At 72.0% G+C, this 20284-nt stretch carries 21 protein-coding genes and 1 pseudogene; 12 read left to right on the forward strand and 10 right to left on the reverse strand.

Features of this window, described 5'->3' with window-relative positions:
* Positions 1-114: pseudogene (locus tag AB0C19_RS17320) on the forward strand (IS30 family transposase); the annotation flags it as partial.
* A gap of 148 nt (positions 115-262) precedes the next feature.
* On the opposite strand, the gene AB0C19_RS17325 reads toward AB0C19_RS17320, so the two are convergent.
* Together AB0C19_RS17325 and AB0C19_RS17330 are read right to left on the reverse strand one after the other, a co-directional pair.
* Positions 263-685: a preprotein translocase subunit TatB gene (locus AB0C19_RS17325; RefSeq protein ID WP_091394791.1), complete on the reverse strand. Its 423-nt coding sequence runs from the start codon at positions 683-685 to the stop codon at positions 263-265.
* 97 nt (positions 686-782) lie between these two features.
* Positions 783-2081 (reverse strand): trypsin-like peptidase domain-containing protein, encoded by a 1299-nt coding sequence (locus tag AB0C19_RS17330; protein WP_357185974.1) that lies wholly within the window; start codon positions 2079-2081, stop codon positions 783-785.
* 410 nt (positions 2082-2491) lie between these two features.
* On the opposite strand from AB0C19_RS17330, the gene AB0C19_RS17335 reads away from it, so the two are divergent.
* Complete coding sequence (locus AB0C19_RS17335) at positions 2492-3187, forward strand: O-methyltransferase (RefSeq protein ID WP_357185977.1); 696 nt, start codon at positions 2492-2494, stop codon at positions 3185-3187.
* Between the two features lie 54 nt (positions 3188-3241).
* On the opposite strand, the gene AB0C19_RS17340 is transcribed toward AB0C19_RS17335, so the two are convergent.
* Together AB0C19_RS17340 and AB0C19_RS17345 are read right to left on the reverse strand one after the other, a co-directional pair.
* Positions 3242-4717, reverse strand: coding sequence for a leucyl aminopeptidase family protein (locus AB0C19_RS17340; protein ID WP_357185979.1), 1476 nt, complete (start codon positions 4715-4717; stop codon positions 3242-3244).
* Positions 4718-4864: 147 nt separating this feature from the next.
* Complete coding sequence (locus AB0C19_RS17345) at positions 4865-5032, reverse strand: DUF3117 domain-containing protein (RefSeq protein WP_007455245.1); 168 nt, start codon at positions 5030-5032, stop codon at positions 4865-4867.
* A gap of 190 nt (positions 5033-5222) precedes the next feature.
* Between AB0C19_RS17345 and AB0C19_RS17350 the strand changes: the two genes are divergently transcribed.
* From AB0C19_RS17350 to AB0C19_RS17365, 4 genes are read left to right on the forward strand one after another with little or no spacing between them, the layout of a single operon-like run.
* The gene (locus AB0C19_RS17350; RefSeq protein WP_091394799.1) at positions 5223-6041 is read left to right on the forward strand and encodes a PaaX family transcriptional regulator C-terminal domain-containing protein; all 819 of its coding nucleotides are present in this window, start codon (positions 5223-5225) and stop codon (positions 6039-6041) included.
* Positions 6042-6045: 4 nt separating this feature from the next.
* Complete coding sequence (locus AB0C19_RS17355) at positions 6046-6837, forward strand: enoyl-CoA hydratase-related protein (protein ID WP_357185983.1); 792 nt, start codon at positions 6046-6048, stop codon at positions 6835-6837.
* Positions 6838-6896: 59 nt separating this feature from the next.
* Positions 6897-8195: a DUF1800 domain-containing protein gene (locus AB0C19_RS17360; protein ID WP_357185986.1), complete on the forward strand. Its 1299-nt coding sequence runs from the start codon at positions 6897-6899 to the stop codon at positions 8193-8195.
* 14 nt (positions 8196-8209) lie between these two features.
* Positions 8210-9451 carry a DUF1501 domain-containing protein gene (locus AB0C19_RS17365; RefSeq protein WP_112620111.1) on the forward strand — a complete coding sequence of 414 codons (1242 nt, stop codon included), beginning with the start codon at positions 8210-8212 and terminating at the stop codon, positions 9449-9451.
* On the opposite strand, the gene AB0C19_RS17370 is transcribed toward AB0C19_RS17365, so the two are convergent.
* On the reverse strand, positions 9448-10071 hold the full coding sequence (locus AB0C19_RS17370) for a hypothetical protein (RefSeq protein WP_357185990.1): 624 nt from the start codon (positions 10069-10071) through the stop codon (positions 9448-9450). The two genes, AB0C19_RS17365 and AB0C19_RS17370, sit on opposite strands and share 4 nt — an antisense overlap.
* 13 nt (positions 10072-10084) lie before the next feature.
* Positions 10085-10666 carry a DNA-3-methyladenine glycosylase I gene (locus AB0C19_RS17375; RefSeq protein ID WP_323181883.1) on the reverse strand — a complete coding sequence of 194 codons (582 nt, stop codon included), beginning with the start codon at positions 10664-10666 and terminating at the stop codon, positions 10085-10087.
* A gap of 113 nt (positions 10667-10779) precedes the next feature.
* On the opposite strand from AB0C19_RS17375, the gene AB0C19_RS17380 reads away from it, so the two are divergent.
* The gene (locus tag AB0C19_RS17380) at positions 10780-11700 is read left to right on the forward strand and encodes a sterol desaturase family protein (protein ID WP_357185994.1); all 921 of its coding nucleotides are present in this window, start codon (positions 10780-10782) and stop codon (positions 11698-11700) included.
* On the opposite strand, the gene AB0C19_RS17385 is transcribed toward AB0C19_RS17380, so the two are convergent.
* Complete coding sequence (locus AB0C19_RS17385) at positions 11645-12142, reverse strand: SRPBCC family protein (RefSeq protein WP_357185997.1); 498 nt, start codon at positions 12140-12142, stop codon at positions 11645-11647. The two genes, AB0C19_RS17380 and AB0C19_RS17385, sit on opposite strands and share 56 nt — an antisense overlap.
* Positions 12139-12771: a DivIVA domain-containing protein gene (locus AB0C19_RS17390; RefSeq protein ID WP_357186001.1), complete on the reverse strand. Its 633-nt coding sequence runs from the start codon at positions 12769-12771 to the stop codon at positions 12139-12141. Before AB0C19_RS17390 ends, AB0C19_RS17385 begins: the two co-directional genes overlap by 4 nt.
* Before the next feature lie 156 nt (positions 12772-12927).
* Between AB0C19_RS17390 and folP the strand changes: the two genes are divergently transcribed.
* Complete coding sequence (gene folP / locus AB0C19_RS17395; RefSeq protein ID WP_357186004.1) at positions 12928-13797, forward strand: dihydropteroate synthase; 870 nt, start codon at positions 12928-12930, stop codon at positions 13795-13797.
* A 67-nt stretch (positions 13798-13864) separates the two neighbouring features.
* Here folP and ndhC read toward each other — a convergent pair whose 3' ends face one another.
* Entirely contained in the window at positions 13865-14242 is a 378-nt protein-coding gene (gene ndhC / locus AB0C19_RS17400) for an NADH-quinone oxidoreductase subunit A (RefSeq protein ID WP_091394827.1), read from the reverse strand.
* Between the two features lie 129 nt (positions 14243-14371).
* Between ndhC and AB0C19_RS17405 the strand changes: the two genes are divergently transcribed.
* The 3 genes from AB0C19_RS17405 (at position 14372) to AB0C19_RS17415 (ending at position 19004) form a co-directional block, all read left to right on the forward strand.
* Complete coding sequence (locus AB0C19_RS17405; protein ID WP_357186008.1) at positions 14372-15850, forward strand: hypothetical protein; 1479 nt, start codon at positions 14372-14374, stop codon at positions 15848-15850.
* 279 nt (positions 15851-16129) lie between these two features.
* Entirely contained in the window at positions 16130-17977 is a 1848-nt protein-coding gene (locus AB0C19_RS17410) for a 2-oxoacid:acceptor oxidoreductase subunit alpha (protein ID WP_357186011.1), read from the forward strand.
* Positions 17970-19004: a 2-oxoacid:ferredoxin oxidoreductase subunit beta gene (locus AB0C19_RS17415; RefSeq protein WP_357186014.1), complete on the forward strand. Its 1035-nt coding sequence runs from the start codon at positions 17970-17972 to the stop codon at positions 19002-19004. Before AB0C19_RS17410 ends, AB0C19_RS17415 begins: the two co-directional genes overlap by 8 nt.
* Before the next feature lie 69 nt (positions 19005-19073).
* Here AB0C19_RS17415 and AB0C19_RS17420 read toward each other — a convergent pair whose 3' ends face one another.
* Complete coding sequence (locus tag AB0C19_RS17420) at positions 19074-19718, reverse strand: NAD(P)H-dependent oxidoreductase (RefSeq protein ID WP_357186017.1); 645 nt, start codon at positions 19716-19718, stop codon at positions 19074-19076.
* Between the two features lie 82 nt (positions 19719-19800).
* Here AB0C19_RS17420 and AB0C19_RS17425 point away from each other — a divergent pair, with 82 nt between their 5' ends.
* On the forward strand, positions 19801-20280 hold the full coding sequence (locus AB0C19_RS17425; protein ID WP_357186020.1) for a MarR family winged helix-turn-helix transcriptional regulator: 480 nt from the start codon (positions 19801-19803) through the stop codon (positions 20278-20280).
* Positions 20281-20284 lie beyond the last annotated feature (4 nt).

Here is a 20284-nt window from a genome sequence, read left to right on the forward strand (position 1 = left end):
CAGGACGACCTCGACGCCGTCGCCCGCGAACTCAACGGACGACCACGCCAAACCCTCGACTGGCAGAATCCAGCCGAGGTACTCCACAAACACCTAGTCGCAACAGCCGCTTGAAACCGCCGGCGTGGGATACCGCAACTTCCGGGAACCCGAGTCGATCAAGCCGGCACCGGCCCCGGCACCGGGCGGGCATGATCCGGCCGAGTTCGGGCACGACGGGGCTAGACGGTCAGGGGCACCAGCCGGTCGGGGTACGGGTCGGTCAGGTGGCGTCGTCGTAGCTGGCGCGGGGGGCCGGAGCCGAGGGGCTGCTGGTGGCAGTGCCGGACCGGGCCTCGTTCGACCGCAGGTCGGCGGCGTTGGCCACGTCCTTCAGGTCGTTGTGCACGCCGCTGACGTCCGCGCGCAGGTTGTCGTAGACGCCCTGCAACGGCTTGCGGATCGCCGCCTCGTCCTCCTCGCTGAGGAGGTGCTTGCGGATGAACGCCTTCGGGTGCAGGTCTTCCAGCTGGATGTCGGTGCCCAGCTCACGGCTCAGGTCGCCGGTGGCGTTGCGGGCCATGTTGCGCAGGTTGCGCACCAACCGCAGGCCGTCGGTGATCACGGCGGGGAGCCGGTCGCCGAAGATCAGCAGCGCCAGGAGCAGCAGCGCACCGATCTCCCACCAGTTCAGGTTGTCGAGCATCCCGCGGGCCTCCTCTCGGCGTCAGCAGCAAGACTACGCACGGCGGACGGCTTTCGGGCAAGGGGTGCGCCGCTGTTCACTTCGCTTCCGTGGTGAGTCACTTCGCGTCCGCGGCGAGAGTTACCGAGGTGTTCTGCCGAGCGGAGCCACGCCGGTACTCGACGGTCACGACCGAGCCCGGCGCGTACTTGCGGACCAACGCGGTCAGATCCGTCGGCTCGGTCATCGGCCGACCGTTGATCTTGAGGATCACGTCGCCGACCTTCAGTCCGGCACCGTCCGCGGGGCCGGACGGCTCCACCTCGGCCAGCCGCAGGCCGCCCCCGACGACCCCGGTCGGGCCGTCCGCCCGGGCGCCGATCACCGTACGCCGGGCCTTGCCGGTGCCGATGATGTCCTGGGTCACCCTCTTGGCCTGGTTGATCGGGATGGCGAAGGCGAGCCCGATGTTGCCCGCCTCGTGTCCCTCGGCGACAAGTGACTTGATCGTGGAGTTCACTCCGACCACCCGGCCGGCGCCGTCGACAAGTGGGCCGCCCGAGTTGCCGTGGTTGACCGCGGCGTCGGTCTGGATGGCGGCGTAGTAACGCACCGGGCCGCCCGGCTCGCCGGCCTGCATCGTCCGGTCCAGCGCGCTCACGATGCCGGCGGTGACCGTGTTGGCAAGCGACAACGGCGAGCCGATGGCGAGCACGGGGTCGCCGACCGCCAGCGCGTCGGAGTCGCCGAACTCCACAGGTCGCAGCCCGGGACGACTCACCTTGATCACTGCGATGTCCGACTCCGCGTCCTGGCCGACGATGGTCGCCGGCGCGGTGCTGCCGTCGTTGAAGACCACCGAGGCCTTGCCGGTGCCGCCGGCCACCACATGGTCATTGGTGATCACATGGCCGTCGGCTGTGGCGATGAAGCCGGAGCCCTCACTGGTCCCGCCGAGGCTGCTCACCCGTACGGTGACCACGCTGGGCAGGACCCGTTCGGCGACCCCGGCCAGCGACTCCGGTTTGCGCTGCGCAAGCGCCGGCACCTCCGCGGGCGCACCGCCGAGGACCGCCGTGCCAGCGCCGCCACGCACAGCGAACGCGTAACCCAACGCACCGCCGAGGGTGCCGGCCAGCAGCGCGGTGATCACGGGAATGAGCAACAGGTGGCGCAGTGTCGGCCGGCCCGGCGCGTCGGGGTCGGTCACCGGCTCGGGCTCGGTGCCGGGGGCCACCACCCCGGGCACCACCACCGCGGTAGGGGCCGCCGGGTCGCGCCAGGGGTCGGCGAGCGCGTCCGACCACCAGGCCGACGTGTCGGCAGAGTTGGGCCCGCCCGCAGTCGACGCCGGCCAACCCGGTGTCGGCCCGCCGGGAGGCGCCGGCCAACCCGGCGTCGGCCCGCCGGAAGGCACCGGCCAACCCGGCGTCGGCCCGCCGGAAGGCACCGGCCAACCCGGCGTCGGCCCGCCGGAAGGCACCGGCCAGCCAGGTGCCGGTCCGCTGCCCGGCGAGGCCGGGGGCGTGCGGTCAGCCCCCGGCATGGTCGGCGGCCCCACCGACGGGGCTCCTGCCCCGGGCGGTCGCGCCGGAGCCGGAGTCTCACCGCCCCGGCGCCAGTCCCAGCCGTCGGTCACGTCGGTGCCTCCCAGTCCGTCCCCGGATCCCGCGCCGCGTCGCCCGGCCACGGGCCGGTCTGGTCGCGGTTGACGGGATACCGCCTCCAGGATTGCACGGATGGACGCGGTGCAGTCAGCGGTTGCCCCGGTGATCGCTTCCGGCGGAGGCGCGGCTGCGCCCCACGACGGTCGCCTCTACGCTCACAGTGCCAACCCGCCCCCGCACCACGCACCGCCCCCGGAGGTGCCCCATCGCCACGGTCGCCGGTTCCGGCAGTTCGACGACACAGGCCCAGCATTTCGCCGAGTCGTACGTCACCGAGGATCTCGTTCTGCGTACCGCCCGCAGCCTGGCCCGCGAGGTCGGCCTCGAAGCGGTCACCCCCGGCGCGGGGGCGGCGCTGCGGCTGCTGGCCGCCGCCGGCAACGCCCGTGCGGTGGTGGAGATCGGCACCGGCACCGGAGTCAGCGGCGTCTGGTTGCTGCGCGGCATGCGCGTCGACGGCGTGCTCACCACCATCGACGTGGAGGTGGAGCATCAGCGGATCGCCCGGCGGATCTTCGCCGAGGCGGGTTTCGCGGCCGGGCGTACCCGGATCATCACCGGCCGGGCGCTCGACGTGCTGCCCCGGCTCGCGGACGGTGCGTACGACCTGGTCTTCGTGGACGCGGAGGCGACCGGCTTCCATGCCTGTGTGGAGGCGGCGCTGCGGCTGTTGCGCCCGGGGGGCGTGCTGGCTCTCAACGGTGTGCTGGCCAGCGACCGGATCGGCGACCCGTCCGCCCGGGACGCGGAGACGGTGACGGTTCGCGAAACGATCAAGGCGGTCCGGGAGTCGGAGCACTGGATCCCCGCGCTGCTTCCGGTCGGGCACGGGCTGCTCGCCGCGGTGAAGTGCTGATCCGAGCCCAGGACGGGTCAGAGCCTCGGTCGAGCCGGGGCTCTGACCCACGCGCTAGTTGACGTCGGCGAGCCAGCGCAGCAACGAGCGGACGCCCCAACCGGTGGCGCCTCGGCTGACCTCGGCCTGGTCGCTGTCGGCCCAGGACGGGGCGGACATGTCCAGGTGCAGCCAGCGGTCTCGTAGGTCGCCGGTGAACTCGCGCAGGTAGAGCGCGGCCAGCACCGACCCGGCACCCTGGGCGGGCGCGCTGTAGAGGTCGGCGATCTCGCTGCCGAGGTACTCGACGTAGTCGGTGTGCAGCGGCATCCGCCACGCCGACTCGCCGGCCGCCTCGGCCGCCGCCAGCACGCTGGCGGCCAACTCGTCGTTCTCGCTGTAGAGGGCGGCGGTGCGCTTGCCCAGCGCCACCGAGTTCGCGCCGGTGAGCGTCGCCAGGTCGAGCAGCAGGTCCGGTTTGAGCTGCTGCACCGCGTACGCCAGCGCGTCGGCGAGGACCAACCGACCCTCGGCGTCGGAATTGGTCGTCTCGCTGGTCGTACCGCCGTAGTGCCGGATGACGTCGCCGGGGCGGAACGCCGAGCCGCTGACCATGTTCTCGGCCAGCGGGGTCAACGTGGTGATCCGGACCGGCAACCGCAGCGCGGCGGCACCCAGGGTGGCGGCGACGACAGCGGCCGCGCCGGCCATGTCCTTGCGCATCAGCTTCATCGACGCCACCGGCTTGATCGAGATGCCGCCGGTGTCGAAGGTGATGCCCTTGCCGATCAGCACGACGTGGGTGCGCGCGTTGGCGGGGTGCCAGTCCAGTTCGACCAGCCGGGGTCCGCTGGCGGAGCCACCGCCCACGGCGAGGATCCCGCCGAAGCCCTCGGTGGTCAGCTCGGCCGGGCCACGGACCCGCAGCCGCAGGTCCGGAAGGTCGGCTGCGGCGGAGGCCACCTGGTCGGCGAACCACTGCGGGGTCTTCACCGACGAGGGGGTGTTGGTCAGGTCCCGGGCGAGGTGGGTCATCGCGGCCGTGGTGCGGGCCGTGGCGACGGTGTCCTCGTACCCGGTGGGGTCGTCGAGCAGCAGGTCGACGCCGGTGAGCGCCGGTCGGTCGCCGGCCTCGGTGAGTCGGAACCGGTACGGGGCGAGCAGCAGCCCCTCGGTCAATCCGCGAACCGCGGCCACTGTCACATCGACCGGCAGCGCGATGGTGATATGCGTCTCAGCTGAAGCTGAGCGGGCCAGGGCCGCGCCGGCCGTCCGCCAGGCCGCCTCGCCGCCGTCGCCGATGCCGAGCAGCAGCAGCCGGCCGGGGGTACGCCCGGGGCGCAGCTGAGTGTGGATCTCGCCGGCTCGGCCCTTCAGCCGGGCCGCTGACGCCAGCGCGGCCGCCTCGTCGGCAGTGCCGTCCGGGCCCGCCACGGCGGTCGACACTGGCTCGGCCGAGGTGTCACCTTCCGCCGTCGAATCGGCGGAGCGGACGGGCAGGACGAGGACGTCGAGCCGCTCGGGCTCGGCGATCAGACGGATGGCGAGCACGCGGAACCGTACCTCCAGGAAAGAGTCGCGCGCCGGCGGCGAACCCACCTGCCCGCAGCGTTGAAGACCCTGAGCCACCGGTGGTTCCGGTGGCTCAGGGCCTGAAGAACGTTCCGGGCGGCGTGAGCCGCCCGGAGCACTCCTTACTCAGCCGGCCGCTGCCTTCAGTGCGTCACCGAGCGCGTTGGCCTCGTCGGGAGTCATCTCGACGACGAGCCGGCCACCGCCCTCCAGCGGGACCCGCATGACGATGCCCCGCCCCTCCTTGGTGACTTCCAGCGGACCGTCGCCCGTCCGCGGCTTCATCGCCGCCATGTTGTCTCCCCTCAGACCTACACCAGGGTCGGTGGGTTGCCCCACAGCCACTTCGTCACGACCACCCGCAACGGTCACGGGGGTGTCGACAAACGATTTTCCCTGATGAACACCGCCGGACCCAAACCGGAGCAGCATTGATGTAACAGCATCTAGCTTATCTTGAGAAGGCCTGTCACAATGTGCGGTCATGCAGGCACGGTCGGCACTCTTCGACCTGTACGGCGACCACCTCCGTCCGAGGGGTGGCCGGGCACCGGTTGCTGCCCTGGTCAAGCTACTGGCGCCGCTGGGAATCGCACCGCCAGCAGTTCGCACCGCCGTCTCCCGGATGGTGCGTCAAGGCTGGCTCGAGCCCCTCCGGTTGGTCTCCGGACCGGGATATTCGATCACACCGAAAGCTGCCCGCCGACTCGACGAGGCGGCGGCCCGGATCTACCGGACCGGCCGGGTCACCTGGGACGGCCGGTTCGATCTGCTGGTGTTGGAGGCCCCGGGCTCCCGGCGGGACCGTCAGCGGCTCGCCGCCAACCTGAGCTTCCTCGGCTACGGGACGCTCGACGAGCAGACCTGGGTCGCCACCCGACCCGCCGAGGATGTCGACCTGCTGCTCGCCGAAACCGGCATCCGGTTCGAGCGGTTCACCGCCTCGCACTTCTCCGGCACCCCCGGCGCGATGGGCGTGGTCCGGCGCGCCTGGAACCTGGCCGAGATCGGCCGCGCCTACGAGCGATTCGTCGCGGACCAGCGCCCGCTGCTTGCCGCGGTCACAGTGCGCAGCAGCGACGAGGAGGCGTACGCGACGCGGTTCCGCCTCGTGCACGCGTGGCGTACGTTCCTCTTCCAGGACCCGCAGCTACCCCCGGCGCTGCTGCCCGAGCGGTGGCCCGGCACCGCCGCGGCCAGTTTCTTCGACCGGCACGCAGCACGCCTGCGTCCGGCCGCCGACCGGTACGTCGAACAGTGCCTCGACGCCGGCAACCGCATCGTCCGACAGAAGGGTCGTTAGACACGTGACCGAGCCGCTGCTGGTCGACCGGACCGATGCCGTCGTCACCCTCACGCTGAACCGGCCGAACGCGATGAACGCGCTCGACGTGGCGCTCAAGGAGGCGCTGCGGGACGCCCTCGCGGAGCTGGAGACCGACCGGTCCTGCCGCGCTGTCGTCCTGGCCGGGGCCGGCGGGGCGTTCAGCGCCGGTCAGGACCTGCGCGAGCACGTGGCCACCCTGGAAAACTCCGCCAGTGACCCGCTGGGCACCGTACGGGCGCACTACAACCCGATCGCCGCCCGGCTCGCCAACCTGCCCAAGCCGGTGATCGCCGCGGTCCGTGGGATGGCTGCCGGGGCGGGCGCGTCGCTGGCGTTCCTGGCCGACATCCGCATCGGCGGTCCGACCACCAGTTTCCTGATGGCCTTCGCCAAGGTCGGTCTCGCCGCCGACACCGGCGCCTCCTGGACGTTGCCCCGACTGGTCGGCCACGCCAAGGCGGTGGAGCTGCTGCTGCTGGCCGAGCCGGTCCGCGCCGAGGAGGCCTGCCGATTGGGCCTGCTCAATCGGCTGACGGACGACGACGAGCAGGTGTTGCCCGTCGCCCAGGAGTTGGCCGCCCGCCTCGCCGCCGGCCCGACCGTCGCGTACGGGGCGATCAAGCGCCAGCTCTCCATCGCCGACGCCGGCACCCTCGCCGACGCCCTCGCCGCCGAGGCGCAGGCCCAGTCGATCTGCGGCGCCACCGCCGACCACCGGGCGGCCACCCTCGCCTTCGTCGGCAAGCAGAAACCGGTCTTCGAGGGACGCTGAACGCGATCCGGACGCCACCCTTACCGTCCTCGAACACGGGACGCCTAGCGTCGGCCGGTATGAGCGATCGTGAATCGGTGGCGCACCTGTTGCGCCGGGCCACCTTCGGGCCGACCGCCGACGAGGTGGACGCGGCCGAGCGGGCCGGGCCGGCGGCGACACTGGACCGGCTGCTCACCCCGCCCACGACGGACCGGGGTGCGGCGGCCACACCGGTCCCGACGCTGCCCCCGGACCCGTACGCCGGGCTGACAAAGGACTCCACCCGCGAGCAACGGCAGCAGGCCAACGCGGAGCGCCGCAAGCAACTCCAGCAGGTCACCGAGTGGTGGCTGGGCCGGATGGTGGCCGCCGAGGACGGGCTGACCGAGAAGCTGCTGTTCTTCTGGCACGGGCACTGGGCCACCAGCGCGCAGAAGGTCAAGTCGGCGCGGCTGATGGTGGGCCAGTTGGAGACGCTGCGCCGGCACGGACGGGGGCCGTTCGGCCCGCTGGTCGCCGCGATGGTGCGCGACCCCGCCCTGATCATGTGGTTGGACGGGCAGAAGAACACCCGCAAGGCGCCGAACGAGAACCTGGCCCGTGAGCTGATGGAGCTGTTCACCCTCGGCATCGGCGCCTACAGCGAGGCCGACGTGAAGGCCGGCGCGCGGGCCCTGACCGGCTGGGTGGTCGACCGGCGTACCGGTGCGACCCGCTTCGAGGCCCGCCGGCACGACCCTGGCGAGAAGAGCATCCTCGGGCAGAGCGGCCGGTTCGACGCCGAGGCGTACGCCGGCCTGCTGGCGGCCCAACCGGCGGCGGCGACCTTCGTGGCCGGTCGGCTCTGGTTCCGCTACGCCGGCACCGAGACCCCGGCGCCGGATGGCCTGGCCGGCGCGGACACCATCGCGACACTGCGCGCGCTCTTCTCCGCGCCGACCTTCGCGCAGACCCGGGGCACGCTGGTGAAGCAGCCGGTGGAGTGGTTGGTCGGTGCGCTGCGGCAGCTCGGCATCCGACCGTCCGCGCTGCCCGAGCAGCAACGCAGACAACTGCTCGCCGGGCTGAACGCGCTCGACCAGGTGCCGTTGCGCCCACCGAGCGTGGGCGGTTGGCCGGCCGGGTCCGCCTGGCTGACCACCTCGTCGTTGCAGGCCCGGCTGCGCACGGCCGGGGTGCTCGCCGCCGCCACGGCACCAGCGGTGCTGGCCCGCCTGACCGCCGCGCCCACCGCCGGCCGACCGGACGCGCTGGCCCGACTGCTGGTCGTCGACGGCTGGGGTGCGCGCACCCGCGCCGCTCTCACCCCGCTGGCCGGTGAGCCCCGCAAGCTGCTGGCCGCCGGCCTGGTCAGCCCCGAATACACAGTCAGCTGAGCGGAGGAGTCGACATGGACACAGTGACCCGACGCAGGTTCCTGCTGACCAGCGGGGTGGTCGGCGCGGGCGCGTTGGCCGCCGGGGCCGGCGCGTACAGCCTGCGAGACCTGCTGGACACCAGCGGGGACCGGGACCCGCAGTCCCGAACGCTGGTGCTGGTGACGCTCTACGGGGGCAATGACGGCCTCAACACGGTCATCCCGTACGGCGACCCGGCCTACCGGGCGGCCCGCCCGGAGCTGGCGTACCCGGACGGGGAGGTGCGGCGGTTGGACGACGACTTCGGCCTCAACCCGGCGCTGGCCGGCCTGCACCAGCGCTGGTCCGGCGGTGGGTTGGCGATCGTGCGCGGAGTCGGCTACCCGAAGCCGGACCGCAGCCACTTCCGTTCGATGGACATCTGGCACACCGCGCAACCGGACCGGCCCGGCAACACCGGCTGGCTCGGGCGGTGGCTGGACCGCGCCGGTGGCGACCCGCGGCTGGCGGTCTCCTTCGAGCCGGCGCTGCCGCCGCTGCTGGCCGGAGCCCAGAGCGCCGGTGCGGCAGTGCCGGTGACCGACCGGAAGGCCGCAAAGGGGCTGCCCGCTGCGACACTTACCGCGTTCGCCGCCGCCGAGGCGGGCGAGTCGGCGGCCCGGGGTCGGGCCGCCGCCTGCTTCGCCGACCTGCGGTCGGTGGACGAGATGATCCGCCAGGTACGCGACTCCGCCGACCCGGACACGGCGGACCCGGACGGCGAGCAGGCCCCCGCGACGGCCACCGGCGGGGCCCGCACCCCACTGGACGCGCAGCTCGACCTTGTCGCGCAGTGCGTCGAGGCCGGAGTGTCCACCCGGGTCTTCTCGGTGTCGTTGGGCGGCTTCGACACGCATGCCGACGAGAAGCAGTTGCAGGCAGTGCTGCTGGGTCAGCTGGACCGGGCGTTGACCGGGTTCGCCGACCGGATGAGTCGCACCGAGGCGGGCCGGAAGGTGGTGGTGGCTGTCTACTCCGAGTTCGGCCGTCGGGTACGGGCCAACGCCTCGGACGGCACCGACCACGGCACCGCCTCGGACGTGCTGCTGCTCGGCGCGGGCGTCCGGGGCGGCTGGCACGGCGCACCACCGAGCCTCACCGACCTCGACGACGGCGACCTGAAATACACCACCGACTTCCGGGATGTCTACGCCACGCTGCTGGAGCGGGTGCTGGACACCGACCCGGGCCCGGTCCTCGCCGACTGGCGGGGACGAGTGGACAAGCTCTTCTAGTCGTCCTCTTCCGGGTCCTGGTTGGCCTGCTCGCCCAGCACGAACGCCTGCATGGCCAGCTCGTCGCCGGCCGGCGAGACGAAGGCGGGCAGCTCACGCGGGCCCAGCTCCTGCACGTAGGACCAGAACAGCCGAACCGCCTCAGCCGGCGTGCCGGCCTCGATCGGCAGGTCGAGGCTGACCAGCCAGGTGCGCCGCGCCGGGGGCGGGCCGAGCTGGTCGACCAACGCCCGGAAGGCCGCCGGCTCCACAGCGGTGACCGGCTCGTCGAGCGTCAGCAGGTCGGCCGGTACCGGCTCGTCGAAGGCCCGCCGGGTGTACGCGACGACGAGCGTGCCCGGCTCGACAGGGGACTGCGGGTCGTCCGGGTCCTCGCGGTGGCGTCGACCCGGCGCGGCGACCCGGCCGAGGGCCACCAGCCGTGGCGGCGCGTCCACCAGCACGGCCACCTGGTCGCCCAGCCCTGGCCGGGCGACGTCGGTCAGCCCGGTCAGCTCCAGCGTGTCGTGGTGCACGAGCCGCTCGGCCTCGTACCGTTCGGCGGGCAGCAGCACCGCCCAGGTGCCCACCCCGTCGGCGTTGCCGGCCGCACCGGCCCGGTGCGCGGTCTCGGTCGTCATGCCTGCCATCTCATCACGCCGCCGATGCAAGGGTGACGTGACAGCCGACGATGTGATCGTCGACCATCCCGGTCGCCTGCATCAGCGCGTACGCGGTGGTCGGGCCGACGAACCGGAAGCCGCGCTTCTTGAGTGCCTTGGCCATCGCCGTCGACTCCGGGGTGATCGGTGCCAGCTCGGCGAACGAGGCGGGGCGAGTTGGCCGGGGCTCCGGCGCGAAGGACCAGAGCAGCGCGGACAGGCCCTCCGGCAGCTCCAGTGCGGCGCGGGCGTTGGCGATCGCCGCCTCGATCTTGGCCCGGTTGCGGACGATGCCGGCGTCGGCGAGCAGCCGGGTCACGTCGGCGTCGTCGTAGCGGGCGACGGTCGGGATGTGGAACTCGTCGAAGGCCAGTCGGAACGCCGGACGCTTGCGCAGGATGGTCAGCCAGGACAACCCGGACTGGAACGCCTCCAGCGTCATCCGCTCGTAGAGCGCGTCGTCGCCGCGCAGCGGCCGCCCCCACTCGGTGTCGTGGTAGATGGCGTAGTCGGGGGTGCTCGACCCCCAGGCGCAGCGAGGCAGCCCATCGGCGCCGATCACCAGGTCAGTCACCCCGTACACGCTAGGGCATCCGTCCGACACCCCATTGCCACCGGCCGCCCGGCTGCCTATGGTGCTTGTTACCGACCGGTAGGTCGAGGTCACCCGACGGTGCGCCTCGACCGGTGACGGCGAGCGGAGGCCACGCGGTGAAGGAGTTCCCGGACGTCATCGCCTGGTCGATCCCGGCCTTCGTGCTGCTCATCGTGCTGGAGCGGATTTCCTACCTGCTGCACCGCGGCGACGACGAGGTCGGCTACGGCGGCGCCGACACCGCGACAAGCCTGACGATGGGGCTGGGCAGCATCTTCGCCGACCTGCTCTGGAAGGTGCCGATCGCCGCCGCGTACGCGCTGCTCTACGCGCTCACCCCGCTGCGGGTCGCCGAGCTCTGGTGGACCTGGCCGCTGATCCTGCTCGCGCAGGACTTCTGCTACTACTGGTCGCACCGCGGCCACCACGTGATCCGCATCCTCTGGGCCTCGCACGTGGTGCACCACTCGTCGCAGCGGTTCAACCTCTCCACCGCGCTGCGCCAGCCCTGGACCGGCCTGACCAGTTGGGTGTTCTACATCCCGCTGATCGTGGCCGGCGTCCACCCGGCCGTGGTCGCGTTCTGCGGCTCGGTCAACCTGCTCTACCAGTTCTGGATCCACACCGAGCGGATCGAGAAGATGCCGCGCTGGTACGAGGCGGTGTTCAACACCCCGTCGCACCACCGGGTGCACCACGCGTCGCAGGGCAGCTACCTGGACCGCAACTTCGGCGGCATCCTGATCGTCTGGGACCGGCTCTTCAGGTCGTTCGCGCCGGAACGGGAGCGTTGCGTGTACGGCCTGACGAAGAACGTCGGCAGCTACAACCCGGTCCGGGTGGCCTTCCACGAGTACGCCTCGATCGCCCGGGACCTGCGCGCCGCGGTGACCTGGCGGCACCGGGTCGGGCATCTCTTCCGCGCACCGGGCTGGCAGCCGGCGCCGGGCTCCCCGGTCAGGGCAGCCGGCCCTGCTCGACCAGACGGGCGAACCTCTTCAGCGCCTGGGTGAGGCCGAGCTTGGACCCGGGCCAGAGCACCGGCCACGCCAGTCGACCGGCCCGACCGCCCGGCAGATGGAACCACTCGTGCCAGACGACCTGGGTGCGATCCCGGCCCAGCTGGGTGCAGCGCAGCACCCCTGGGCCGCGCAGCAACTGGCCGTGGTGCACGACGCCGATCTCGTACGGCTCGTCGACCCGGACCACCAACATCTCGTCGCGCAGCGTCGCCCGGCCGAGCGCGGTCACCGCCTCGATCCGGCTGCCCTCGCGCCCGTCGCCCTCGACCACCCGCACGCGGGTGAACGGGATCCAGTCGGACTGACGTTCCCAGGCGAGCAGAGCGGCGAACACCCGCTCCGCCGGGGCCTCCACGATCACCGTGGCGGTCACCTCTCCGGCGCCGGGTCGGGCCGCCTCGCGAAGATCGTCGGCGCCCTCCGGCTCCGTCACGCCGACTCCGACCGAACCACCGCGTCGCGCTGCTCGGTGCCGGCGGTCTGCTCACGATCGGCCGACTCGTCGTCGGCTGGCGCGGCGGCAGGCGCCACCCCGTCGGAATCCGCCGGGGACGAGCTGGCGGCGGGCAACGGACCGGGAGTCGTCGAGCCGACCGGGGCCGAAGCCGCCTCGCCGGTCAGCGGCACGTCTTTACCCGGCTCCACTGCCTCGCCCGGCTCGGCCGCCTCGCCGACCTCGGCCGCGTCCACTGGAGTCACCTTGCTGGCGGACTGCTCGCGGGCCTGCCGCAGCACGTCCGCATCGTCGGTGCGCCCCTCACGCAAGGCGATGACCTCCGACTCCAGTACGCCGATGAGCTCGGACTTGTAACCGATGTCGTAGGCGGCACGGCGTAGCGCCTTATCGACCTGGTCCATCCGGTACCCGCGCAACCCGGTGTCGAAACGGACCGCCCCCACGTCGGATTCGCGCAACGGGCGGGTGCCCGGCAACGCCACGGCCTGCGAATCCGGCTCGGCCGGAACCAGACCGGGATCACGCCCGCTGACCAGCACCGTCACGCCGAATATCACCGCCGCGACGGTCAACGCCACGACCAGGAGGAGCAGAAGCTGACCCATGTACTGATCGTGGCATGGCAGCCGGCCGGGAGCGACCCCGCCACCCGCCTCGATCACGATCGGTGCCGACGCCCGCCCGGAATCGTGGACGGGCGACCGACTAGCGTCGGGACCGGCCGACGCGGCGGCGACGGCGTGAACTTCCAGGAGGCGGGCATGGCCGGGGCGCTTCGGCTGGGTGGGCACACGTTCGCCCCCGGCGAGTTGGTGGTGATGGCGATCATCAACCGCACGCCGGACTCGTTCTTCGACCGCGGGGCCACCTACGCCGCCGACAGCGCTCTTCGCGCTGTGGAGCGGGCCGTGGACGAGGGCGCGGCCATCATCGACATCGGCGGCGTCAAGGCCGGTCCCGGCGCGGACGTGGACGTCGCCGAGGAGATCCGGCGGACGGTGGACACCATCGCCGCCGTCCGAGCCGCGTTTCCGGATGTGGTGATCTCCATCGACACCTGGCGGGCCGAGGTGGCGACGGAGGCCGTGGCGGCCGGGGCCGACCTCCTCAACGACACCTGGTCGGGCGTGGACCCGGCGTTGGTCCGCGTGGCCGCGCGGACGGGCGCCGGTCTGGTGTGTTCGCACGCCGGCGGGCTGACGCCGCGGACCAGGCCGCACCGGGCCGCCTTCACCGACGTGGTCGCCGACGTGGTCGCGACGGTGACCGGGCTCGCCGAGCGCGCGGTGGCGGCAGGGGTACGCCCCGACGGCATCCTCATCGACCCGGCGCACGACTTCGGCAAGAACACCCGGCACTCGCTGGAGATCACCCGCCGACTGGACGAGTTGACCGCGACCGGCTGGCCGGTGCTGGTGGCGCTCTCCAACAAGGACTTCATCGGTGAGACGTTGGGCCTGCCGGTGGCCGAACGGCTGGAGGGGACGCTCGCCGCGACGGCCGTCTCGGCCTGGTTGGGTGCCCGGGTCTTCCGGGCCCACCAGGTCGGCCCGACCCGCCGGGTGCTGGACATGGTGGCCTCGATCCGAGGCGACCGCCCGCCAACTGCCACCCGCCGAGGACTCGCCTGACCGGTCGTCGCCGTAACCGACAGCGAACGGTCGGACGGAGCGACACGATCGCCGGAGGCAGTGGCGCTCAGGTCCAGCGGAGGATGTTCCTACGCCAGGCGTAGAGGATGCCGAGCGCCAGCACGGCCACGAACACCGCCATCTCCACCACGGTCACCAGGCCGAAGCCCGGCCGGTCGAAGACCACCGCCCAGGGGAAGAGGAACACCGCCTCGACCGCGAACAGCACGTAGAGGTAGGCGTACACGTAGTAGCGGATCTGCATCTGCGCCCAGTCGGCGCCGACCGGGTCGAGCCCGCACTCGTAGCTGGCCCGCTTGCCCGGCGGGTCGGCCGGGCGCGCCGGGCGTAACACCCGGTTGGCCGAGAACGCCGTAACGAAGAAGAGAACGCTGGCGAGCAGCAGGAGACCGAGCGTCGCGTACGAGCCCAGGTATCCGTTCACAGTCGGCAGCCTACCGCCCGCCCGGACGGCCCGTCCCAAACACGTTACGGATTTGTTTCCAGATGGGACTAGTGCACCGGGGCAACTGTTACCGAATATTGGACACCCACCCATGTCACCGGAGGACAGATGGCCCGCGTGAAGGCATCGCCCGGTAACCGGGCGGAGGGGCGGCGTTCCACGCCCCTGCTGGCGACCGCGCTCGCGCTCGGCCTGCTCACGGCGCTCGCCGTGGGGCCGGCCTGGGCAAGCGCGGCCGCACCAGACGCGGACCCGGTCGCCACCTCGGCCGAGCCGGTCAACGAGCCGGGAGGCGAGGAGCCCCCGACCACACCGGCGGAGGAGCCCGCCCCGACCGAAGACCCGGGCGGTGAACCGGAGCCGACCGACCCGGCACCGGAGACCGCCGCGCCACCACCGGAGACGACGCCACCGGCGCCGGTGACCACCGCCCCGGAGGTCCCGCCAGCGCCGACCATCAGCGCCCCCGCGCCGGGCAGCACCACCCGACCGCCCAGCCCGGCTCCCCCGGTGCCACCGACGGCGCCTCCCGCCCCGCCGACACCGCCAGCGCCGACGGTTCGCCCGCCCGCGCCGGGTTCGGCGCCGCCGCCGCAGAGCCCGCTGGGAGTGCAGGTCACCACCGGCGACGTCACCCTCGCCGAGGCGTACTGGAACACACCGAGCACGGCCGCCACCCTCCAGGTCACGGTGCACAACACCGGCACCACCACGGAACAGATCCGACTCTCGTACACGCTGCCCGCCGGGCTGACCGACGCCGGCACGAAGGGCTGCGCCGCCGCCGGTGGTGGGACGTACCGCTGCGGTGCCTGGACCGCCGGGGCGGGCGTCCGGTTCAGCACCGTGCTACGGCTGCGGGTCGCTGGCACGGCGTGGAAGCAGATGCCGCTGAGCGGCTCCGTCCAGGTCATCGCGGACGCGCCGGGAACGGCCGGGGAGGCGACCGACGACCAGGGCTTCGCTGTGCTCTTCCCAGCGGGCCCGCCGGTGCCGGGCATCGCGCTCGCCGCCGACGAGGTGGCCTTCGACATCAGCGGCGGCCCCAGCACCCTCACGCTTCGGCTGGGCAACACCGGCGCTGTGGACGCCGCGGGCCAGGTCGAGGTCGTCCTGCCGGCCGGGGTGACAGTGCCGACCCCACCGCTCGGCTGCGTGGCGGTCGACCCGACGCGTACCCGCTGCGACGCCGGCCTGGTGCTTGCCGGCACGACCGCAGAGGTGCAGCTGCCGGTGGAGGCGACGCCGCAGGCGCAGCGGGAAGCGCCGCTGTCCGGGGCCGTGATCGGTCAACTCGATCCGCGCAGCGGCCCGACCCGTCGGGTGCAGATGAGCTTCCGGATCACCGCGGCGGCCGCACTGGCCACGCCGGTGGTCTCCCCGCCCGCGCCGACCGGCTCGCAGGGCGTACTGCCCGCCGGCGCCGCGACCGGAGACGGCGGGTTGACCTCGGTGCAGCGCACCGCGGTCATCCTGATCGCGGTCTCCACGCTGCTGGTGGTGCTGGCCCTCACGCTGGCCACCACCTCGCTGCGCCGCCGGCTCGGCGGCCCGCCGCCCGAGCCCGCGCCCAACCCCGCCGACTGATCGACTGACGACCCGGCAGTGCGCGGCCGGGGTCGTCGGCGGTACCCGGTGGTGATCTGAATTACGGCGGGCGGTGCGTAACCCCGCAAAGGCGGGCATTTTGCAACCCGATCCGGTCCCAGTCGGCGGACCTCCGGGGATGGTTAGGGCTCCCTTAGACGTAGGCTCTCAGGTGAGGAACGACAGCGGCCGGACCAGCCTGGGGCGGTGCGGTGAAGCGTTGCGTCAGGGAGGTTCCGTGGCCGGGCAAGCCCCGCAGTCGCGAACGAAGGTGGCACAGTGACCAAGCAGATCCGTCAACTCGACCGCGTGGTCATCCGGTTCGCCGGTGACTCGGGCGACGGCATGCAGCTGACCGGCGACCGGTTCACCTCGGAGACGGCGCAGCTCGGCAACGACATCTCCACGCTGCCAAACTTCCCCGCCGAGATCCGGGCTCCCGCCGGCACCCTGCCCGGCGTGTCGAGCTTCCAGGTGCACTTCGCCGACTACGACATCCTCACGCCGGGCGACGCGCCCAACGTGCTGGTGGCGATGAACCCGGCGGCGCTCAAGGCCAACCTGGCCGATCTGCCGCGTGGCGCGGACATCATCGTCAACACCGACGAGTTCACCAAGCGCAACCTCGCCAAGGTCGGTTACCAGGCCAGCCCGCTGGACGACGACTCGCTGGCCGGTTACGTGGTGCACCCGGTGGCGCTGACCTCGATGACTGTCGGCGCGCTCGCCGCCCATCAGGTGTCCAAGAAGGACGCCGAGCGTTCGAAGAACATGTTCGCGCTCGGCCTGCTCTCCTGGATGTACTCCCGGCCCTACGAGTCGACGCTGCGCTTCCTGGAGCGCAAGTTCGCGGCCCGGCCGGAGTTGGTCGCCGCGAACGTCGCCGCCTTCAAGGCCGGCTGGAACTTCGGCGAGACCACCGAGGACTTCGCGGTCCGCTACGAGGTCAAGCCGGCCAAGATGAAGCCGGGCACGTACCGCAACATCACCGGCAACGCGGCGCTCTCGCTGGGGTTGGTAGCCGCCGGGGTCCGCTCCGGGCTTCCGGTCTTCCTCGGCGCGTACCCGATCACGCCCGCGTCGGACATCCTGCACGAGCTGAGCAAGCACAAGCGCTTCGGCGTTCTGACCGTGCAGGCCGAGGACGAGATCGCCGCCGTCGGCGCCGCGCTGGGCGCCTCCTACGGCGGGTCGCTCGGCGTGACCACCACCAGCGGCCCCGGCGTGGCGCTCAAGAGCGAGACCATCTCGCTGGCGGTGGCGCTGGAGCTGCCGCTGGTGATCGTGGACGTGCAGCGCGCCGGCCCGTCGACAGGCATGCCGACCAAGACCGAGCAGGCCGACCTCAACATGGCGCTCTACGGTCGGCACGGTGAGGCGCCGGTCGCGGTGATCGCGCCCCGGTCACCGTCGGACTGCTTCTTCGCGGCACTGGAGGCGGCCCGGATCGCGCTCACCTACCGCACCCCGGTGATCCTGCTGTCCGACAACTACGTCGCCAACGGTTCCGAGCCGTGGCTGCTGCCCGACGTGGAGTCGCTGCCCGACCTGCGGGTCGAGTTCGCCACCAAGCCCAACGGCGAGGACGGCACCACCTTCCTGCCCTACCTGCGTGACCCGGAGACTCTGGCCCGGCCGTGGGCGATCCCCGGCACCGCGGGCCTGGAGCACCGGATCGGCGGTCTGGAGAAGGCCGACAAGACCGGGGACATCTCCTACGATCCGGCCAACCACGACTTCATGGTTCGTACCCGGGCCGCCCGGATCGAGACCATCCCGGTGCCGGACATCGAGGTGGAGGACCCGGACGGCGACGCCCGGGTGCTGGTCCTCGGCTGGGGCTCGACGTACGGGCCGATCGGCGCGGCGTGCCGCGGGGTCCGCCAGCGTGGCCTCTCCATCGCCCAGGCGCACCTGCGGCACCTGGCACCGATGCCGGCCAACCTCGGTGAGGTGCTCCGCTCGTACGACAAGGTGGTCATCCCGGAGATGAACCTGGGCCAGCTCGCCCACGTCATCCGGGCCCGCTACCTGGTCGACGCGATCAGCTACAACCAGGTCCGCGGCCTTCCGTTCACGGCCTCCGAGCTGGAGACGACGCTGGAAGAGGTGCTGAAGAATGTCTGAGCCCGTCGCCGTCAAGCTCACCGCGAAGGACTTCAAGTCCGACCAGGAGGTGCGCTGGTGCCCCGGCTGCGGTGACTACGCGATCCTGGCAGCCATCCAGCAGTTCATGCCGGAGCTGAACATCCCCCGGGAGCGCACCGTCTTCGTCTCCGGGATCGGCTGCTCGTCCCGCTTCCCGTACTACATGAACACGTACGGGATGCACTCGATCCACGGTCGGGCCCCAGCGATCGCGACCGGCCTGTCGGTGTCCCGGCCGGACCTGTCGGTCTGGGTGGTCACCGGAGACGGCGACGCGCTCTCCATCGGTGGCAACCACCTGATCCACGCGCTGCGGCGCAACGTCAACCTCAAGATCCTGCTGTTCAACAACCGGATCTACGGTCTGACCAAGGGCCAGTATTCGCCGACGTCCGAGGTCGGCAAGGTCACCAAGTCGACACCGTCCGGCTCGGCGGACGCCCCGTTCAACCCGCTCTCGCTCGCCCTCGGCGCGGAGGCCAGCTTCGTGGGCCGCACCATCGACTCCGACCGCAAGCACCTCCAGTCGGTGCTGCGGGCGGCCGCGGAGCACGAGGGCTCGGCCTTCGTGGAGATCTACCAGAACTGCAACATCTTCAACGATGGGGCGTTCGAGCAGCTCAAGGACCCGTCCACGCGGGACGACTACCTGATCCGCCTGGAGCACGGCCAGCCGATCACCTTCGGGGCCGACGGGCAGTTCTGCGTGGTGCACCCGCCGGGCGGCTTCGGCCTGGAGGTCCGGGACACCAACTCGGTCCGCCCGGAGGAGATCGTCGTGCACGACGCGACGGTCACCGACCCTGCTTACGCCTTCGCGCTGTCCCGGCTGCCCGGGCTGGACCTGCGCAACACTCCGATCGGGGTGTTCCGCTCAGTGGACCGACCGTCCTACGACAGCGTGGTGCAGGCTCAGCTCGCGGCCGCCAAGGCGACTGTCACCGAGACCCCCGAGCAGCAGCTCGCCGGCCTGCTGGGCAGCGGCGACACCTGGACGATCATGTAACCCGTCCGCACCGACGAGAGCGGCCGTCCCCGATCCGGGGGCGGCCGCTCTCGTCGTACCGGCGCTTTCTCAGCGCTGGGCGGTGGCCGGCATCCAGAGGTTGTCGATCTCCTTCTCGGCCGCCGCGAGACTCGCCTCGTGCAGCGGGATCAGCTCGGCCATCGCCGGCACCGACGGCGCCAGGGTCAGCTCGGCGCTGATGAAGCGCGGCTGCATGCCGGTCATCGACAGACCGTGCGGGAGCCACGGCTCGGCGTGGTCCCAGCCGTTGCGAGGAGTGCCCTCGCCGTAGCCGCCGCCCCGGGTGGCCAGCACCACGAACTCGCGCCCGCCGAGCAGGCCCTCCTGGGTCGTCGGGTCGTACGCCAGCCCGGGAACGATCAGGTGGTCGACCCAGGACTTGACGCTGCTGGGCGCGCCGAAGTTGTAGAGCGGCAGGCCGAGCAGCACCACGTCGGCCTGCTTCACCTCGTCGACGAGCCGCTCGCTGAGCTGCCAGGACTCGCGCTGGGCCGGCGTGTGCTGATCCGGAGGGGTCATTCGCGCCAGCCCGCCGTCCGCGTCCAGGTGCGGCAGCGGCTCGGCGCCCAGGTCCCGGTAGGCCACGGTGCCGTCCGGGTGGGCCGCACGCCATGCGTCGACCGCGCGGGAGGTGAGTCGCCGGCTGACCGACCAGTCACCGCGGATGCTCGAGTCAATATGCAGCAGATGCATTATTCCTCCTTCAGGAATCGTCTGTGAAGAACCAACTATTTATAGCAGGCCGATGTTCCGCTGAGTCGGTAGACTGGGTCACATGTCCGCGCAGCCGCTCGACTCCACCGAGCACCGCTCGGGCGCACTCCTGGACCACCTGGCCCGGCGGATGCGGCTGCGGTCGGAGTCGGTGCTGGCGCCGTTGGGGCTACGCCCCCGGCATCTGGTCGCGCTCACAGTGCTGCGCGCCGGCGGCGGCACCGGGCAACAGGCGCTCGCCACCATCCTGGAAATGGACAGCACCAACATCGTCGGGCTGCTCAACGACCTGGAGGCGAAGCACCTGATCGAGCGTCGGCGCTCACCCGAGGACCGCCGCAGACACGTCGTCGAACTCACCGAAGATGGGGCAAAACGCCTCAGCGAGGCCGAATGTGCCCTGGCCGGCGCCGAGGACGAGGTGCTGGGCGCACTGGACCCCGCCGAGCGGGAGACGCTCTACAAACTGCTCAGCCGGGCCTCCACCGGCACGGCGGTCAGCTGCACCCAGGCGATCTGCGCCGCCGACGACACCTGCTGACGCC

Origin of the sequence: Micromonospora sp. NPDC048842 (assembly GCF_040649935.1) — a bacterium.
Taxonomy (GTDB): Bacteria; Actinomycetota; Actinomycetes; order Mycobacteriales; family Micromonosporaceae; genus Micromonospora; species Micromonospora hortensis.

What these genes read in the sequence shown, in the direction of transcription:
- AB0C19_RS17325 (WP_091394791.1), bottom strand. Translation starts at nt 685, where the DNA reads ATGCTCGACAACCTGAACTGGTGGGAGATCGGTGCGCTGCTGCTCCTG.
- AB0C19_RS17345 (WP_007455245.1), bottom strand. Translation starts at nt 5,032, where the DNA reads ATGGCGGCGATGAAGCCGCGGACGGGCGACGGTCCGCTGGAAGTCACC.
- AB0C19_RS17350 (WP_091394799.1), top strand. Translation starts at nt 5,223, where the DNA reads ATGCAGGCACGGTCGGCACTCTTCGACCTGTACGGCGACCACCTCCGT.
- AB0C19_RS17360 (WP_357185986.1), top strand. Translation starts at nt 6,897, where the DNA reads ATGAGCGATCGTGAATCGGTGGCGCACCTGTTGCGCCGGGCCACCTTC.
- AB0C19_RS17365 (WP_112620111.1), top strand. Translation starts at nt 8,210, where the DNA reads ATGGACACAGTGACCCGACGCAGGTTCCTGCTGACCAGCGGGGTGGTC.
- AB0C19_RS17370 (WP_357185990.1), bottom strand. Translation starts at nt 10,071, where the DNA reads ATGACGACCGAGACCGCGCACCGGGCCGGTGCGGCCGGCAACGCCGAC.
- AB0C19_RS17390 (WP_357186001.1), bottom strand. Translation starts at nt 12,771, where the DNA reads ATGGGTCAGCTTCTGCTCCTCCTGGTCGTGGCGTTGACCGTCGCGGCG.
- folP (WP_357186004.1), top strand. Translation starts at nt 12,928, where the DNA reads ATGGCCGGGGCGCTTCGGCTGGGTGGGCACACGTTCGCCCCCGGCGAG.
- AB0C19_RS17405 (WP_357186008.1), top strand. Translation starts at nt 14,372, where the DNA reads ATGGCCCGCGTGAAGGCATCGCCCGGTAACCGGGCGGAGGGGCGGCGT.
- AB0C19_RS17415 (WP_357186014.1), top strand. Translation starts at nt 17,970, where the DNA reads ATGTCTGAGCCCGTCGCCGTCAAGCTCACCGCGAAGGACTTCAAGTCC.
- AB0C19_RS17420 (WP_357186017.1), bottom strand. Translation starts at nt 19,718, where the DNA reads ATGCATCTGCTGCATATTGACTCGAGCATCCGCGGTGACTGGTCGGTC.
- AB0C19_RS17425 (WP_357186020.1), top strand. Translation starts at nt 19,801, where the DNA reads ATGTCCGCGCAGCCGCTCGACTCCACCGAGCACCGCTCGGGCGCACTC.